This window comes from Pseudomonas sp. LB3P14 (genome assembly GCF_054898045.1).
Genome location: NZ_CM142714.1, coordinates 3,949,163 through 3,964,957 on the forward strand (window position 1 = coordinate 3,949,163; position 15,795 = coordinate 3,964,957).

16 protein-coding genes are annotated in these 15,795 nt (G+C 58.9%); 11 read left to right on the forward strand and 5 right to left on the reverse strand.

Going from position 1 to position 15,795, the window contains the following annotated elements:
* Positions 1-170 precede the first annotated feature (170 nt).
* The gene (locus ACYZT5_RS18295; protein WP_462046803.1) at positions 171-2,120 is read left to right on the forward strand and encodes an LTA synthase family protein; all 1,950 of its coding nucleotides are present in this window, start codon (positions 171-173) and stop codon (positions 2,118-2,120) included.
* Positions 2,121-2,174: 54 nt separating this feature from the next.
* Positions 2,175-2,918: a phosphatase PAP2 family protein gene (locus ACYZT5_RS18300; RefSeq protein WP_462046804.1), complete on the forward strand. Its 744-nt coding sequence runs from the start codon at positions 2,175-2,177 to the stop codon at positions 2,916-2,918.
* Positions 2,919-3,091: 173 nt separating this feature from the next.
* Here the strand turns inward: ACYZT5_RS18300 and groL are convergent, their stop codons facing one another.
* The 4 genes from groL to ACYZT5_RS18320 form a co-directional block, all read right to left on the reverse strand.
* Positions 3,092-4,735 carry a chaperonin GroEL gene (gene groL / locus ACYZT5_RS18305; protein ID WP_129438004.1) on the reverse strand — a complete coding sequence of 548 codons (1,644 nt, stop codon included), beginning with the start codon at positions 4,733-4,735 and terminating at the stop codon, positions 3,092-3,094.
* Positions 4,736-4,784: 49 nt separating this feature from the next.
* The gene (locus tag ACYZT5_RS18310; RefSeq protein WP_047532658.1) at positions 4,785-5,078 is read right to left on the reverse strand and encodes a co-chaperone GroES; all 294 of its coding nucleotides are present in this window, start codon (positions 5,076-5,078) and stop codon (positions 4,785-4,787) included.
* Between the two features lie 248 nt (positions 5,079-5,326).
* Positions 5,327-5,806, reverse strand: a complete 480-nt coding sequence (locus tag ACYZT5_RS18315; RefSeq protein WP_462004240.1) for an FxsA family protein — start codon at positions 5,804-5,806, stop codon at positions 5,327-5,329.
* Between the two features lie 66 nt (positions 5,807-5,872).
* Positions 5,873-6,604: a HugZ family pyridoxamine 5'-phosphate oxidase gene (locus tag ACYZT5_RS18320; RefSeq protein ID WP_462046805.1), complete on the reverse strand. Its 732-nt coding sequence runs from the start codon at positions 6,602-6,604 to the stop codon at positions 5,873-5,875.
* A gap of 169 nt (positions 6,605-6,773) precedes the next feature.
* Between ACYZT5_RS18320 and ACYZT5_RS18325 the strand changes: the two genes are divergently transcribed.
* Positions 6,774-7,532, forward strand: coding sequence for an SDR family oxidoreductase (locus ACYZT5_RS18325; protein ID WP_462046806.1), 759 nt, complete (start codon positions 6,774-6,776; stop codon positions 7,530-7,532).
* A 93-nt stretch (positions 7,533-7,625) separates the two neighbouring features.
* Here the strand turns inward: ACYZT5_RS18325 and apbC are convergent, their stop codons facing one another.
* Entirely contained in the window at positions 7,626-8,720 is a 1,095-nt protein-coding gene (gene apbC, locus ACYZT5_RS18330) for an iron-sulfur cluster carrier protein ApbC (RefSeq protein WP_449646056.1), read from the reverse strand.
* A gap of 195 nt (positions 8,721-8,915) precedes the next feature.
* On the opposite strand from apbC, the gene metG reads away from it, so the two are divergent.
* The 8 genes from metG to ACYZT5_RS18370 all read left to right on the forward strand — a co-directional run bounded on the left by metG (position 8,916) and on the right by ACYZT5_RS18370 (position 15,790).
* A complete protein-coding gene (metG, locus tag ACYZT5_RS18335) occupies positions 8,916-10,967 on the forward strand; it encodes a methionine--tRNA ligase (RefSeq protein WP_462046807.1) in 2,052 nt (683 codons plus the stop codon).
* Between the two features lie 129 nt (positions 10,968-11,096).
* Positions 11,097-11,666, forward strand: a complete 570-nt coding sequence (locus ACYZT5_RS18340) for an electron transport complex protein RnfA (RefSeq protein WP_462046808.1) — start codon at positions 11,097-11,099, stop codon at positions 11,664-11,666.
* On the forward strand, positions 11,663-12,673 hold the full coding sequence (gene rsxB / locus ACYZT5_RS18345; protein ID WP_462046809.1) for an electron transport complex subunit RsxB: 1,011 nt from the start codon (positions 11,663-11,665) through the stop codon (positions 12,671-12,673). Before ACYZT5_RS18340 ends, rsxB begins: the two co-directional genes overlap by 4 nt.
* Entirely contained in the window at positions 12,660-13,652 is a 993-nt protein-coding gene (locus ACYZT5_RS18350; RefSeq protein WP_462046810.1) for an RnfABCDGE type electron transport complex subunit D, read from the forward strand. Before rsxB ends, ACYZT5_RS18350 begins: the two co-directional genes overlap by 14 nt.
* Entirely contained in the window at positions 13,649-14,260 is a 612-nt protein-coding gene (locus ACYZT5_RS18355) for an RnfABCDGE type electron transport complex subunit G (RefSeq protein WP_462046811.1), read from the forward strand. The genes ACYZT5_RS18350 and ACYZT5_RS18355 overlap by 4 nt, the downstream gene beginning before the upstream one ends.
* On the forward strand, positions 14,253-14,840 hold the full coding sequence (locus ACYZT5_RS18360) for an Rnf-Nqr domain containing protein (RefSeq protein WP_462046812.1): 588 nt from the start codon (positions 14,253-14,255) through the stop codon (positions 14,838-14,840). Before ACYZT5_RS18355 ends, ACYZT5_RS18360 begins: the two co-directional genes overlap by 8 nt.
* 25 nt (positions 14,841-14,865) lie before the next feature.
* Positions 14,866-15,504 carry an endonuclease III gene (nth, locus tag ACYZT5_RS18365; protein ID WP_462046813.1) on the forward strand — a complete coding sequence of 213 codons (639 nt, stop codon included), beginning with the start codon at positions 14,866-14,868 and terminating at the stop codon, positions 15,502-15,504.
* A 106-nt stretch (positions 15,505-15,610) separates the two neighbouring features.
* Positions 15,611-15,790 (forward strand): PA3496 family putative envelope integrity protein, encoded by a 180-nt coding sequence (locus ACYZT5_RS18370; RefSeq protein ID WP_007898493.1) that lies wholly within the window; start codon positions 15,611-15,613, stop codon positions 15,788-15,790.
* The last annotated feature ends 5 nt before the right edge of the window (positions 15,791-15,795 follow it).

The following is a 15,795-nucleotide window of genomic DNA, read 5'->3' on the forward strand; positions in this document are numbered from 1 at the left end:
GCCCGCGCAGCTTAAGGCCAAGTGTGTCTGAGGGCTAGGGCCGAGAAACGCCAGAATGAATTCGCTCAACCAAATGAAGGCGTTAACATGTTTTTCACTATCGGTTCACAACGTGACTACAGTGACCGGGCGAGACTCTCGCGCAATTGATACTAAGGAATGTAAACACAATGGACGTTTTCAAAACTGCACCCATGCGCTTTCTGCTGCTCATTACGTTTGCCTGGCTAGTCATTTTCTCTCTGACCCGAACGGTTCTGCTGCTCACTCATCTGGATGAGGCCGGGAGCGGTTTTCTATTGGTTTTTGGTATTGGCCTGCTCTACGACCTGGGTTTCATTGCCTACGCGGCACTGCCCATGGGCCTTTACTTGCTGCTCTGCCCGCCGGCCTTGTGGCGTCGCCGAGGCCATCGCTGGTTTCTTCAGGGGCTGCTGACCGTCAGTCTGTTCGCCATGTTATTTACCTCGGTGGCCGAATGGCTGTTCTGGGATGAATTCGGTGTGCGTTTCAACTTCATCGCCGTCGACTACCTGGTGTATTCCGATGAAGTGTTGAATAACCTGTTGGAGTCTTACCCGATCGGAACACTGCTGAGTATGCTCGCGGTGCTGGCTGTGACCTTGAGTTTCGCGTTGCGTAAACCTTTCAATGCTGCGCTGGACGCACCGTTGCCGCCACTGCGCGGGCGGCTGTTGAATGCGTTGGCTCTGTTGCTCGTCACCGGCCTGAGTTTGCAACTGCTCAGCCAGGATGCGCCGCGCGCTCAGGGCGGCAATGCCTATCAGAATGAACTGGCGAGCAATGGCCCGTATCAGTTCTTCGCCGCCTTCCGAAACAATGAATTGGATTACCCACAGTTCTACAGCAGCCTGCCGCCTGCGGTCGTTGCACAGCAAATTCGCGCCGAGCTGAGCGAACCCAATGCCCGCTTTGTCGGCGAAGACCCGCAAGACATCCGTAGGATGATCGACAATCCCGGCACTGCGCGCACACCCAATATCGTGCTGGTGACCATCGAAAGCTTCAGCGCCAAATACATGGGCAGCAACGGCGACGAGCGCAACCTGACACCGAACCTCGATACCCTGCGCAAGCAAAGCCTGTACTTCAATAACTTCTACGCCACCGGCACTCGCACCGACCGCGGTCTGGAAGCCATTACCCTGGCGATCCCACCAACGCCGGGACGCTCGATCGTCAAGCGCGTGGGCCGTGAAAGCGGGTTTGCCAGCCTCGGCCAACAACTCAGCGCTGTGGGTTACGACAGCGTGTTCGTCTATGGTGGACGCGGTTACTTCGACAACATGAACGCGTTCTTCAGCGGCAACGGTTACCGTGTGGTCGACCAAAGCAGCGTTGATGAAGCGCAGATTCACTTCAAGAACGCCTGGGGCATGGCCGACGAAGATCTCTATAAACAGACACTGAAACTGGCCGACGCCGATTACGCAAAGCAACAGCCGTTTCTGCTGCAACTGATGACGACCTCCAACCATCGTCCTTATACCTACCCGGACAACCGGATCGACATCAAGTCTGGTAACGGACGCGACGGTGCGGTGAAGTACACCGACTACGCCATTGGCCAGTTCCTCGATCAGGCGCGGAAAAAGCCCTGGTTCGACAATACAATTTTCGTCTTCGTCGCCGACCACACAGCGGGAAGTGCAGGCAAAGAGGACTTGCCGATCAGCAACTATCAGATTCCGCTGTTCATCTATGCACCGAAACTGATCGATGCCCGGGAGACCGCGCAACTGGCCAGCCAGATCGATTTGGCGCCAACCTTACTGGGCTTGCTGAACCTGGATTATCAGTCGACGTTCTTCGGGCGTAACCTGTTGCAAGATAATCCCTTGCCCCCGCGAGTGGTGGTTGGCAATTATCAGCATCTGGGGTTGTTCGACGGCAAAAACCTGGCGATCCTGAGTCCACGCCAGGGGCTGCGTCGACACGATGAGGCATTGACCGAGAGCCGCGAGTCACGGACCACCGCCAGTGATCCACTGATCACCCGTGCGATCACCTATTACCAAACCGCCAGTTATGGCTTCAAGCAACAGCTGCTTGGCTGGAGGGCGCCCATGGAGGGCACCGACCAAGTCAGCGAACGTTAACCGAGTAGCCCCGGGCTGATGCCCCGGGGCTATTTCTAATGCTCAGGATCCGTCATGTCATCAACCGTTGTCCGTCCCATCTCTCGCCCACTCAACTTTTGGGTGTGCCTGGGAGTTCCCGCCGTTGCAGCGATCATTCTGGTGCTGCTCGAACTGACGTCCCTGGACATGGACCTTGCCAAGCTGTTTTATGACCCGGTCGCGGGCGACTTCGTCGGGCGGCACAGTTACTTCCTCGAAAACATCCTGCATGACCGCGCCAAGCAAGTGGTCATCGCCTTCTCGGTGTTGGCCATCTTCGGTTTCATCGCCTCCTTTTTCATGGACAGGCTCAAACCGATCAAACGGGAACTGGGCTGCCTGGTGCTGTCTCTGGCTCTGGCGACCTCCTTTGTCACGCCAGTCAAAGCGGTAACGGCCGTTCAATGCCCATGGAGCCTTGAGCAGTTCGGCGGTCACGAAACCTATAGCGAACTGCTCAGCCCTCGCCCACACACCGATAAACCTGGCCGTTGCTGGCCCGGCGGTCATGCGGCGACCGGTTTCACACTGTTTGCGCTGTTCTTTGTCCTGCGTGACCGTCGTCCTCGTCTGGCACGCAAGGCGTTTGTGTTCGCTTTCGCATTGGGCACGGTGTTTTCCATAAGCCGGATGATGCAAGGGGCGCACTTCTTTTCGCACAACGTGTGGACGGCGATTTTCTGCTGGCTGATTTGTCTGGGGTCGTATTACTACATCCTTTATCGCCCGGCTTCCAAGGCTGAGCCGGTTGCCAAGGCAGAACCGGTTAGCGCCTGAAGCAAGATCAAAAGATCGCAGGCTTCGCCAGCTCCTACAGAGGTTCGCAATCCACCGTAGGAGCTGCCGCAGGCTGCGATCTTTTGACTTTATAGAGGGCAATAAAAAACCCCGCCTGCTTATCGCAGGCGGGGCTTTTTTATAGGGGTAAGCTCGTAGAGGGTAAGGCTGGCTTACATCATGCCGCCCATGCCGCCCATACCGCCCATGTCTGGCATGCCGCCGCCAGCTGGTTTGTCGTCCGGAGCATCAGCGATCATGGCTTCGGTGGTCAGCATCAAGCCACCAATGGACGCCGCAGCCTGCAGAGCAGAACGAGTCACTTTGGTAGGGTCGAGGATGCCCATTTCGATCATGTCGCCGTATTCGCCGGTAGCAGCGTTGTAACCGAAGTTACCCGAGCCTTGCTTGACCTTGTCGACGACTACGCTTGGCTCGTCGCCGGAGTTGGCAACGATCTGACGCAGTGGCGATTCGATAGCGCGACGCAGTACAGCAATACCGACGTTCTGATCAGCGTTGTCGCCTTTCAGTTCGCTGATGGCTTGCAGAGCGCGAATCAGCGCTACGCCACCGCCAGGTACCACGCCTTCTTCAACGGCTGCACGAGTAGCGTGCAGGGCGTCTTCAACGCGGGCTTTCTTTTCTTTCATTTCAACTTCGGAACCCGCGCCAACCTTGATCACTGCAACGCCGCCGGACAGCTTGGCCAGACGCTCTTGCAGTTTTTCACGGTCGTAGTCGGACGAAGTGTCGGCCACTTGCTGACGGATTTGCAGGACGCGAGCCTGGATATCAGCTTCAACGCCGGCGCCGTCGATGACGGTGGTGTTTTCCTTGGTTACGGCTACGCGCTTGGCATTACCCAGGTGTTCCAGGGTAGCGCTTTCCAGGCTCAGACCGATCTCTTCGGAGATAACGGTACCGCCGGTCAGGACAGCGATGTCCTGCAGCATGGCCTTGCGACGGTCGCCGAAGCCTGGAGCCTTGACGGCAACAACTTTGACGATACCGCGCATGTTGTTCACAACCAGAGTCGCCAGGGCTTCGCCTTCAACGTCTTCGCTCACGATCAGCAGCGGACGACCTGCTTTGGCAACGGCTTCCAGTACTGGCAGCAGTTCACGGATGTTCGAGATTTTCTTGTCGACCAGCAGGATCAGCGGACCGTCGAGCTCGGCAGTCATGGTCTCTGGCTTGTTGACGAAGTACGGGGACAGGTAACCACGGTCGAACTGCATGCCTTCAACAACCGACAGTTCGTTTTCCAGGCCCGAGCCTTCTTCAACGGTGATCACGCCTTCTTTACCGACTTTTTCCATGGCTTCGGCAATGATGTCGCCGATGGAGTTGTCGGAGTTGGCCGAGATGGTGCCGACCTGAGCGATTGCCTTGGTGTCAGCGCAAGGCTTGGACAGGGCTTTCAGCTCTTTGACGATTGCGATGGTCGCTTTGTCGATACCGCGCTTCAGGTCCATCGGGTTCATGCCGGCAGCGACGGCTTTCAGGCCTTCGTTGACGATCGATTGAGCCAGAACGGTAGCGGTGGTGGTGCCGTCGCCTGCGTCATCGTTGGCACGGGAGGCAACGTCTTTGACCAGCTGCGCGCCCATGTTTTCGAAGCGATCTTTCAGCTCGATTTCTTTGGCAACGGACACGCCGTCCTTGGTGATGGTCGGAGCGCCGAAGCTCTTCTCGATGATCACGTTACGGCCTTTAGGGCCCAGGGTCGCTTTCACTGCGTCAGCCAGGACGTTGACACCGGCGAGCATTTTCTTGCGGGCGGAATCGCCGAATTTAACTTCTTTAGCAGCCATGATCGATATTCCTTAAATACTTTGTAGTAGCGGGAAAATGAGCGGGGAATCAGCCTTCGATAACAGCGAGGATTTCGTTCTCGCTCATTACCAACAGGTCTTCGCCGTCGACTTTCACGGTGTTGCTGCCGGAGTAAGGGCCGAACACAACCTTGTCACCCACTTTCACGGCCAGTGCACGCACTTCACCGTTGTCCAGCACGCGGCCGGTACCGACAGCGAGGATCTCGCCGCTGTTGGCTTTTTCAGCAGCCGAACCTGGCAGGACGATACCGCCAGCGGTTTTCTTTTCTTCTTCGCTGCGACGGATGACGACGCGGTCATGCAGAGGACGAAGCTTCATTGTCGATCTCTCCTAATTGTGGTTTTCATCGGCCGGTGTATTCCCGGCGGGTTTAACAAATCCGGCAGTGCCGGGTGCGGCTCGACAAGCGAGACGCGGAAGTCTGTCTGGCGTAATCGCCAGAAACCTTGCGGTGACCGTTACATAAGGGCGCATAAGCTTATTACAAGGGCGAGTGAGCAAATTTTTTCATGTTGCTGCCCCACAAACGAACACGGCACCCGAAGGTGCCGTGCAGGTGAAACGATTTACTTGGAATCGCGGTGTTCGAACTCGCCTTCGATCACATTGGGTTCGCGGCCCAGCGGCTCGCGGGTCGCAGGGCCGCCGCCACGTGGCTGAAGGTCATCGGCGAATGCACGCTGACGGATCGCCTGCTCTTCGGCCCGCTGGCGCATTTTATTGGCCAACAGTCGACGAGAGATCGGCAGCAACATGATCAGACCCAGCACGTCGGTAACGAAGCCCGGCAGGATCAACAGACCACCCGCCAGCGCCAGCATCAAACCTTCAAGCATGGTCTGGGCCGGCAGCTCGCCACGGTTCAGGCTTTCACGAGCACGCAGCGCAGTGGCCAGACCGGCGATACGCAGCACGAACACGCCGAGCATCGAGCCGAGAATCACCAGCAGCAGGGCCGGGAAAAACCCGATCGCCCCGCTGACCTTGACGAATACGAACAGCTCCAACACCGGGAACAGTACAAAGAGCAATAAAAAAGGGCGCATCAAATGGTTCCTCAACGCAAGAATGCCTTGCCAGTCTCCTCTAGATGACGTCGCCCTTTCGTGAATTCAAGCGTCGGCCACTTCATTTTTCGGCCAATGTTCGGCGTGAGCCAGGAAAACCAAGGCTTCGCGTACTTGTGTCGGCGTATTACATGGCGCTTGAAACGGCAGCCAGTAGAGTCCCTGACCAATGCGCAGGTGCATGCCTTCGGTGTCGATACCCGCCAATTGCGCCGGCTCGGTTTTCGGCAGGCCCGCCAGCTCGACGTAGTGGGCGATGGCTTTGGCATGATCGGCATTCATGTGCTCGACCATGCTCGCTTCGGCCTTTCCGGCGAATGGGTTGGCCAGGGTCAACTGATCGACCCAGTGAATCGCGCCGAAGCCGCCGATGTAACGGTGACGTACCGGTTTGAGCACCCAGAAATCGAAATCGTGGGCCTTGTGGTAGCTCTGCGAATCCGGGAAATAGCGGTAGTAGCGGTCAGCCGCCGCGTCGATGGCGGCCTCGTCCTCGAGCTTTTCTGCCTCGGCGAGGTAGGTCAGGCGACCAACGGCTTGCATGTCTTCGGCCCCGCGCTCGCCCACAAACAGTGAGCATTTCGGATCTTTCTGCAGGTTATGCGTGTGCTGGGCGATACGGCTGATAAGGATCAGCGGCCGGCCCTGTTCGTCCAGACAGTAAGGAACCACGGAGCCAAACGGGAAACCGGGCATCGCCTTGGAGTGCGTCGAGAGCACTCCACGGTATTCCTTGAGAAGCAATTCTCGGGCATTCTTGGCCGCTTCAACGCTCAATTTATGACTCCTTAAATAGAATCCGTCTAAAATACGGACAGGCGCCTGGGATACGTTCCAGTCCGCCATTGGGGCAGTTCTCATGTGCAGCCAGGCCGCATCAGGTGCAGATCGAGAGGCTACTCTCTAAAAGGAAACCACTCCTCTGACCTGCTATTGGGGCATGCGAATGCAACTCACTGACAAAGTAATCATTATCACGGGCGGTTGCCAGGGTTTAGGCCGTTCCATGGCCGAGTATTTCGCCAGCAAAGGCGCGAAGCTGGCGCTGGTGGACCTGAACCAGGAAAAGCTCGACGACACCGTCGCCGCTTGCAGGGCTAAGGGCGTTGATGCTCGCGCTTATCTGTGCAATGTCGCCAATGAAGAGCAAGTGACCCACATGGTCGCCCAGGTGGCCGAGGACTTCGGCGCGATCCATGGCCTGATCAACAACGCCGGGATTCTGCGCGATGGCCTGCTGATCAAGGTCAAGGACGGCGAGATGACCAAGATGAGCCTGGCCCAGTGGCAGTCGGTCATCGACGTCAATCTGACCGGCGTATTCCTGTGCACCCGTGAAGTCGCGGCCAAAATGGTCGAGCTGAACAACAGCGGCGCAGTCATCAATATCTCGTCGATCTCCCGCGCAGGCAACGTCGGTCAGACCAACTACTCCGCCGCCAAGGCCGGTGTCGCTGCCGCGACCGTGACCTGGGCCAAGGAACTGGCACGCTACGGTATTCGTGTGGCGGCCATTGCACCGGGCTTTATCGAGACCGAGATGGCGCTGAGCATGAAGCCTGAGGCGCTGGAGAAGATAACGTCCGGGATTCCACTCAAGCGCATGGGCACGCCTGAAGAGATCGCCCATTCGGCGGCCTACATTTTCGAGAACGACTACTACACCGGCCGGATTCTGGAATTGGATGGCGGGTTGCGGATCTAAAGCCACACCACGGCCCTTGTAGGAGCCAGGCTTGCCGGCGAAAGCGGCCTTGAAGACGCCTTCGCCGGCAAGCCTGGCTCCTACAAAAGCGGTTTAATCGTCGCTGATCGTGATGTTCGGCATGGCCGGTGTCGCCGCTTCCTGCAACACGATCCGTGCGCCGACATGGCGGGCCAGTTCCTGGTAAACCATCGCAATCTGGCTGTCAGGCTCGGCGATCACCGTCGGCTTGCCGCCATCGGCCTGCTCGCGGATGATCATCGACAGTGGCAAGGAAGCCAGCAACTCGACGCCGTACTGGTTGGCCAGCTTCACACCACCGCCCTCACCGAACAGATGCTCGGCATGTCCGCAATTGGAGCAGATGTGCACGGCCATGTTTTCCACCACGCCCAGCACCGGGATGTTGACCTTGCGGAACATTTCCACGCCTTTGCGCGCGTCCAGCAATGCCAGGTCCTGCGGCGTGGTAACGATCACCGCGCCGGCCACCGGGACTTTCTGCGCCAGGGTCAGCTGGATGTCGCCGGTGCCTGGTGGCATGTCGATGACCAGGTAATCGAGGTCGCCCCAGGCGGTTTGAGTGACGAGTTGCAACAAGGCACCGGAAACCATCGGCCCGCGCCAGACCATCGGCGTGTTGTCATCGGTCAGGAACGCCATGGACATGACTTCGACGCCGTGGGACTCGATCGGAATAAACCACTTCTGATCCTTGACCTTGGGTCGGGTGCCTTCGGGGATGCCGAACATGATGCCCTGGCTCGGTCCGTAAATGTCCGCGTCGAGAATCCCGACCTTGGCGCCTTCGCGGGCCAGGGCCAAGGCCAGGTTGGCGGCGGTGGTTGATTTGCCCACACCGCCCTTGCCGGACGCCACGGCCACCACGTTCTTGACGTTGGCCAGCCCCGGGATCTGCGCTTGAGCCTTGTGCGCGGCAATGACACTGGTGATCTCGACGCGGGCGATGGTCACGCCGTCCAGCCCTTCAATGGCCATTTGCAGCAACTGCGCCCAGCCACTCTTGAACAGACCGGCGGCGTAACCCAACTCCAGCTGGACGCTGACGCGATCACCCTGAATGTCGATGCCGCGCACGCACCCGGCGCTGACCGGGTCCTGGTTCAGGTAAGGGTCGGTGTATTGGCGAAGGACGGCTTCCACCGCTGCGCGATTGACGACGCTCATGGGCAACTCCGATAGCAAGACTGGAAAATCAGGCGGGTATCGTACCTGTTCTAAAGTCTGGACGGCATGCTTTCAGGATGTGACAAATGCTTTATGACCAGACGCAAAGGTTCGTGGAGGCTGGCCTCGGGGGTGAAAAATATGCGCCGGCGCTTTATAGTGGCCGACCTCCGTTTCATCAAGTAGCCGAGCCCCATGTCCGAGCCACGCAAGATCCTCGTCACCAGCGCCCTGCCCTATGCCAATGGTTCGATCCATCTTGGCCACATGCTGGAATACATCCAGACCGATATGTGGGTGCGCTTCCAGAAGCACCGCGGCAATCAATGCATTTATGTCTGCGCCGACGACGCCCACGGTTCGGCCATCATGCTGCGCGCGGAAAAGGAAGGCATCTCTCCGGAACAACTGATCGCCAACGTCCAGGCTGAACACAGCGCCGACTTTGCCGAGTTCCTGGTGGACTTCGACAACTTCCACTCCACTCACGCCGAAGAAAACCGTGAGCTGTCGAGCCAGATCTACCTGAAGCTGCGCGACGCCGGGCACATTGCCACGCGGTCGATCACTCAGTACTTCGACCCGGAAAAGAAAATGTTCCTGGCCGACCGCTTCATCAAGGGCACCTGCCCGAAATGCGGCACCGAAGACCAGTACGGCGACAACTGCGAAAAATGCGGTGCGACCTACGCACCGACTGACCTGAAGGATCCGAAGTCGGCGATCTCCGGCGCCACCCCGGTGCTCAAGGATTCCCAGCACTTCTTCTTCAAGCTGCCGGACTTCCAGGAAATGCTGCAAGTCTGGACCCGCAGCGGCACCCTGCAAGAAGCCGTGGCGAACAAAATCGCCGAATGGCTGGACGCCGGCCTGCAACAGTGGGACATCTCCCGCGATGCGCCGTACTTCGGCTTCGAAATTCCCGACGAGCCGGGCAAGTATTTCTACGTCTGGCTGGACGCGCCGATCGGCTACATGGCCAGCTTCAAGAACCTCTGCGACCGCACGCCTACACTTGATTTCGACGCGTTCTGGGGCAAGGATTCCACCGCCGAGCTGTACCATTTCATCGGCAAGGACATCGTCAACTTCCATGCCCTGTTCTGGCCAGCCATGCTCGAAGGCGCCGGTTTCCGTAAGCCGACCGGCATCAACGTGCACGGCTACCTGACCGTCAACGGTCAGAAAATGTCCAAATCCCGTGGCACCTTCATCAAGGCCCGGACCTATCTGGACCACCTGTCGCCGGAATACCTGCGCTACTACTACGCGGCCAAGCTGAGCCGTGGTGTCGACGACCTCGACCTGAACCTCGAAGACTTCGTGCAGAAGGTCAACTCCGACCTGGTCGGTAAAGTCGTCAACATCGCCAGCCGTTGCGCCGGTTTCATCCATAAAGGCAACGCCGGTGTGCTGGTGGCGGGTAATGCCGCGCCGGAACTGACCGAAGCGTTCCTTGCCGCAGCGCCAAGCATTGCCGAGGCCTACGAGGCTCGCGACTTCGCCCGTGCCATGCGCGAAATCATGGGCCTGGCCGACCGTGCCAACGCCTGGATCGCCGACAAGGCACCGTGGTCGCTGAACAAACAGGAAGGCAAGCAGGACGAAGTCCAGGCCATCTGCGCCTTGGGCGTGAACCTGTTCCGCCAGCTGGTGATCTTCCTCAAGCCGGTGTTGCCGTTGCTGGCCGCCGACGCCGAGGCGTTCCTGAACGTCGCGCCACTGACCTGGGACGACCACGCCACCTTGCTCAGTAACCATCAGCTGAACGAGTTCAAACCGTTGATGACCCGTATCGACCCGGTAAAAGTGCAAGCCATGAGCGACGCTTCGAAAGAAGACCTGACCGCCAGCCAGACCGACACCGGTGACGCTGCGCCTGCCGGCAATGGCGAACTGGCCAAGGATCCGCTGTCGCCAGAGATCGAGTTCGATGCCTTTGCCGCTGTCGACCTGCGCGTCGCCCTGATCCTCAAGGCCGAACACGTGGAAGGTGCTGACAAACTGCTGCGCCTGACCTTGGACATCGGTGACGAGCAACGCAACGTGTTCTCCGGGATCAAGAGTGCTTACCCGGATCCGTCCAAGCTCAATGGTCGTCTGACGATGATGATCGCCAACCTCAAGCCACGGAAAATGAAGTTCGGCATCTCCGAAGGCATGGTCATGGCAGCCGGCCCTGGCGGTGAAGAAATCTACCTGCTCAGCCCTGACAGCGGCGCCAAGCCGGGCCAGCGCATCAAGTAAGGTTCTGCGGTAAACCCATCCCACAGTCGTGCCTGGCGCGACTGTGGGATTTTCATATCTGGCCCACCCTCCGCCCTTGCCGGATAATGCCTAACCTTGTTAGACAGGCCTGCTCTTTCCGGCACGATCATGACCGAACTGCTTCTTACGCTTATCAGCACTGCCCTGATCAACAACCTCGTGTTGCACTGGCCGTTGGGCGTCGATCCGCTGCTGGGCTCCGAGCGTCATCAGGTCCACGCGCTGGGTATGGCGACCGCGTGCTTGATGCTGATCGTTGGCATGCTGGGCTACGCGCTTTACCACTGGCTGCTAATGCCGCTGGAGCTGACCTCGCTGCGCCTTTTCGTGTTCCTGCCGTTGAGCGTTCTGTTGATTGGCCCGCTGCTGAAGCTGCTGGCGCGGGGACTTCCCAAGCTTGCGTTCGACGGCCTCTGGCCCCTCCTGTTGGGCAACGCTGGCGTGCTGGGGCTGACATTGCTCAACGCCCAGGACAACAAAGGATTTTTTCACGCAACGTTTCTGGGCCTCGGCGCCGGGCTGGGGTTCTGGCTAGTGCTGTGCCTGTTCAGCGATTTGCGCCAGCGCACTCTCGATAACGATGTCCCCCTGCCCTTTCGTGGCCTGCCGATCGAGTTGATCGGCGCCGGACTGATCGCAGTGGTTTTTCTCGGATTCAGTGGACTGATCAAAACATGAGTCTGATTCAACGCATCGACGCGCTCTTGCCGCAGACCCAATGCGGCAAGTGCGGCCATCCCGGATGCAAACCGTACGCCGAAGGCATTGCCAGCGGCGAGCCGATCAACAAATGCCCGCCGGGCGGCAGCGAAACCATCGCGGCCCTGGCCGAGCTGTTGAAAGTGCCGGTGCTGGAACTGGACGTCAGTCGCGGCTCGGCACCGGCACAGATCGCCTACATTCGTGAAGCGGAGTGTATTGGCTGCACCAAGTGCATCCAGGCCTGCCCGGTGGATGCCATTGTCGGCGCGGCGAAATTGATGCACACGGTGATCGTCGATGAATGCACCGGTTGCGACCTGTGCGTGGCGCCCTGCCCGGTGGATTGCATCGAGATGCGCCCGTTGCCGCTAGCCACGGTACTACCGATTGTCGGCGGCCTGGCGTTCAGCCTTGAGGAACAACGCGCCCGGACGGCCAAGCGCGATCACGCACGGCGCCGATTCGAACAGCGCAACGCTCGCCTGCGTCGTGAAGAAGAACACAAACTCGCTGAACGTCAGGCCCGTGCCCAACGCGCAGTGCGGCAGAGCGAAGTGACGACGCTCGACCCGGTTCAGGCCGCTCTTGAGCGAGTCCGCGCACAGAAGGCAGCCAATGCGGATGCAGCGTTGAAAAAGGCCAAGATCGATCTGGCGATGAGTCGGGCGCAACTGAACAAGTCTCTCAAGGCGTTCGGGCATCCGCCGACCTTCGAACAGCAGTCGCAACTGATCGTCCTGCAACAACAGTTCGAGGCTGCCGAACAGGCGTTGGCGAAACTGGAAAGCACTGCACCGCCAGCCCCGGCGCCCGTCGCTCCGGCGAAAAATGCGCAGTTGAATCGGGCAAAGATCCAGTTGGCCATGCGCCGCGCCGAACTCAAGAAAGCCCAAGCCAGCGAAGCGCCGGCTGAGCAGATCGAAGCACTGGAACTCGCGGTGAATGAAGCCGAGCGCCAGGTGGATGCCTATGTCGCCCCTTGAATCGGTCGACGAGCGCCTTCAGCAGGCCATGAAGCTGGTATTGCTGGCCACCGTGCCGGGAATGCTGATGTTGTTCTGGCTATATGGTTGGGGGGGGTTGATCAACCTGATTCTGACGGGCATTACCGCACTGGCCGTTGAAGCCGCCGTATTGCAGCTGCGCAAGCGACCGCTCAAGCCGACCTTGAGCGACGGCAGCGCGCTGGTCAGCGCGACGCTGTTGGCTCTGGCCTTGCCGCCTTATTGCCCATGGTGGCTGACGGTCTGTGCCGCGGTGTTCGCGATGGTGTTTGGCAAACACCTGTATGGCGGCGTAGGAAAGAACCCGTTCAACCCGGCAATGCTTGGTTTCGCCCTCGTGATGGTGAGCTTTCCCCAACAGATGACCCACTGGCCGTCGCCCCATGGACTGGACCTGCTCGGCGGCTTGCAGCAGGTGTTTGGGTTCAGCCTCAGCCAGACTCCGGATGCCTGGGTCCAGGCGACATCGCTGGACAGCCTGCGGATCAACAAAAGCCTGACCATGGACGAACTGTTTGCCGCTAACCCGGCGTTCGGTCACTTCGGCGGCCGAGGCATGGAATGGGTCAACCTGGCCTTTTTGGCGGGCGGCGCGTTTCTGCTGCAACGACAGGTATTCAGCTGGCATGCGCCGGTCGGCATGCTCGTCAGCCTGTTCATCATCAGCCTCCTGTGCTGGAACGGCTCAGGCTCCGACTCCCATGGCTCGCCGCTGTTTCATCTGCTCACTGGCGCGAGCATGCTGGGTGCATTCTTCATCGTCACGGAACCGGTGTCTGGCGCAAAAAGCCCCGGCGCGCGACTGCTTTTCGGCGTGGGCGTCGGGCTGCTGACGTACCTGATTCGTACCTGGGGTGGTTATCCGGACGGCGTCGCCTTTGCCGTGCTGTTGATGAACCTCTGTGTGCCGGCGCTGGAGCGGTTTGTCGCCTCCAGACAGGAACGGGGTGCACCATGAGCCGAGCATCGAGCACTGTGGTCCTGGTTTTACTGGCAGGCCTGGGGATTGGCGTGACGCACCTGGTCCAGCACATCAGCGCGCCACGCATTGCGGCCGAACAGCGCCTGATCGACAGCCGTAACCTGCTGGATCTGCTTCCCGCCGAGCGCTACGACAATCAGCCACTGGAACAGCCGCTCACCCTCGAAAACACTGGATTGGCCAACAGCACGCTGCTGGGTGGCTATCTGGCGACCAAGACTGGCCAACCCAGCGCCGTGTTGCTGCGCAGCCAGACCTTAGGCTATGAGGGCGCCATCGAATTGCTGATCGCCATCGACGCAAACGGCAAGTTGCTTGGCGTCAAAACGCTCCAGCAATCAGAAACCCCGGGGCTGGGTGGCAAGATTGCCGACTGGCCTAATGCCTGGTTTCAGGTGTTCGTCGGTAAATCTCGAACCGAACCTGCCGATGCTGGCTGGGCCTTGAAAAAGGATCAGGGGCAATTCGATCAATTGTCGGGGGCAACCATTACTTCGAGAGCAGTCATCAACGCCATCCATGACGCGTTGCGCTACTTCGATGAACGCCGGCAACAGTTGATCGGGAGCAGCCCCCATGAATAAGTCATCGTCTCTGCAGAACTCGCTGATGCTCGCGCCGCTGATCGGCGCCACGGACTCACTGGTGTCCGCTTTGGGCTTGTGGCTGATGTTCATCGTGGTGATCAATGCCTTTGGTGTGTGCATGGGCGCCTTGCGATCCCGACTTCTCCCGGTGACACACCTGCTGGCCGCCGTCCTGCTGGCGGCCACGCTGACCAGCTGCGCGGAACTCGCCGCGCAACTCTGGTCGCTGCAATGGCACCAACATGTGGGGTTCTATGCAGGATTGATCGCCTTGCAATGCGTCGTGCTGGAAAACACCGGTTTTTTTCAGAGCGCCCGGCGTGATCGCCTGCGCCTGTGTGGCTTGTTCGGCGCGTTGATGGCAGGCCTTGGCTTGCTGCGCGAACTCATCGGCAACGGGACACTCGGCAGCCATCTGCCATGGCTGGCTGGCACTGCGCAAGCGGACTGGCAAGGCTGGGTACTGACCGCCGACGGTGGTTTGCGCCTGGCCACCCTGGCCCCTGGCGGATTCATTCTGCTGGGACTGCTGATCGCCGCACGTCAGGCCTGGACCCGCTCGCCACCCTCACACTGACCGCCTTCGAGGAAATGCACTGCCCATGAATGCCGCAAAACGTCTGGAAATTTTCCGCAGGTTTCACGAAGACAACCCGGAACCGAAGACCGAACTGGCCTACACCTCGCCGTTCGAATTGCTGATCGCTGTGATTCTCTCGGCCCAGTCGACCGATGTCGGCGTGAACAAGGCCACTGCCAAACTCTATCCGGTGGCCAATACGCCGGCGGCGATTTATGCCTTGGGTGTCGAGGGACTGTCGGAATACATCAAGACCATCGGCCTGTTCAACAGCAAAGCGAAAAACGTGATCGAGACCTGCCGCCTACTGGTGGAACGTCATGGAGGCGAAGTGCCGCAGACCCGTGAAGAGCTGGAAGCGTTACCTGGCGTCGGCCGCAAGACCGCCAACGTGGTGCTCAATACCGCATTCCGTCAGCTGACCATGGCCGTTGACACGCATATATTCCGGGTCAGCAATCGTACCGGCATTGCTCCAGGCAAAAATGTGGTCGAGGTTGAGAAAAAACTGATGAAGTTCGTGCCGAAGGAATATCTGCTCGACTCCCATCACTGGCTGATCCTCCACGGACGCTACGTTTGCCTGGCCCGCAAGCCTCGCTGCGGCAGTTGCCGGATCGAAGACTTGTGCGAATACAAGCAAAAGACTTCGGACGATTGAGGCGCTATTAGGTTTTTTGATTTATCGATTGAAAAAATCTTTTTTACCCGCCGGGAGATTATCGATATAAGGAGCGCCAAAGGCAGTCTTAGCCTGGAGTAACACTATGAGCACTGGCAAAGAGCAATTGGACGTAGAAGACGACTTCACCCCCGTTGAGGCTGATGACGCTGAGCCGGTGGTTGAAGTGGCGAAGACCAACCTGAGCAAACGCCGTACCATCGACAATCTGTTGGAGGAGCGCCGACTGCAAAAGCAATTGGCCGATTACGATTTTGATCTATGACACCT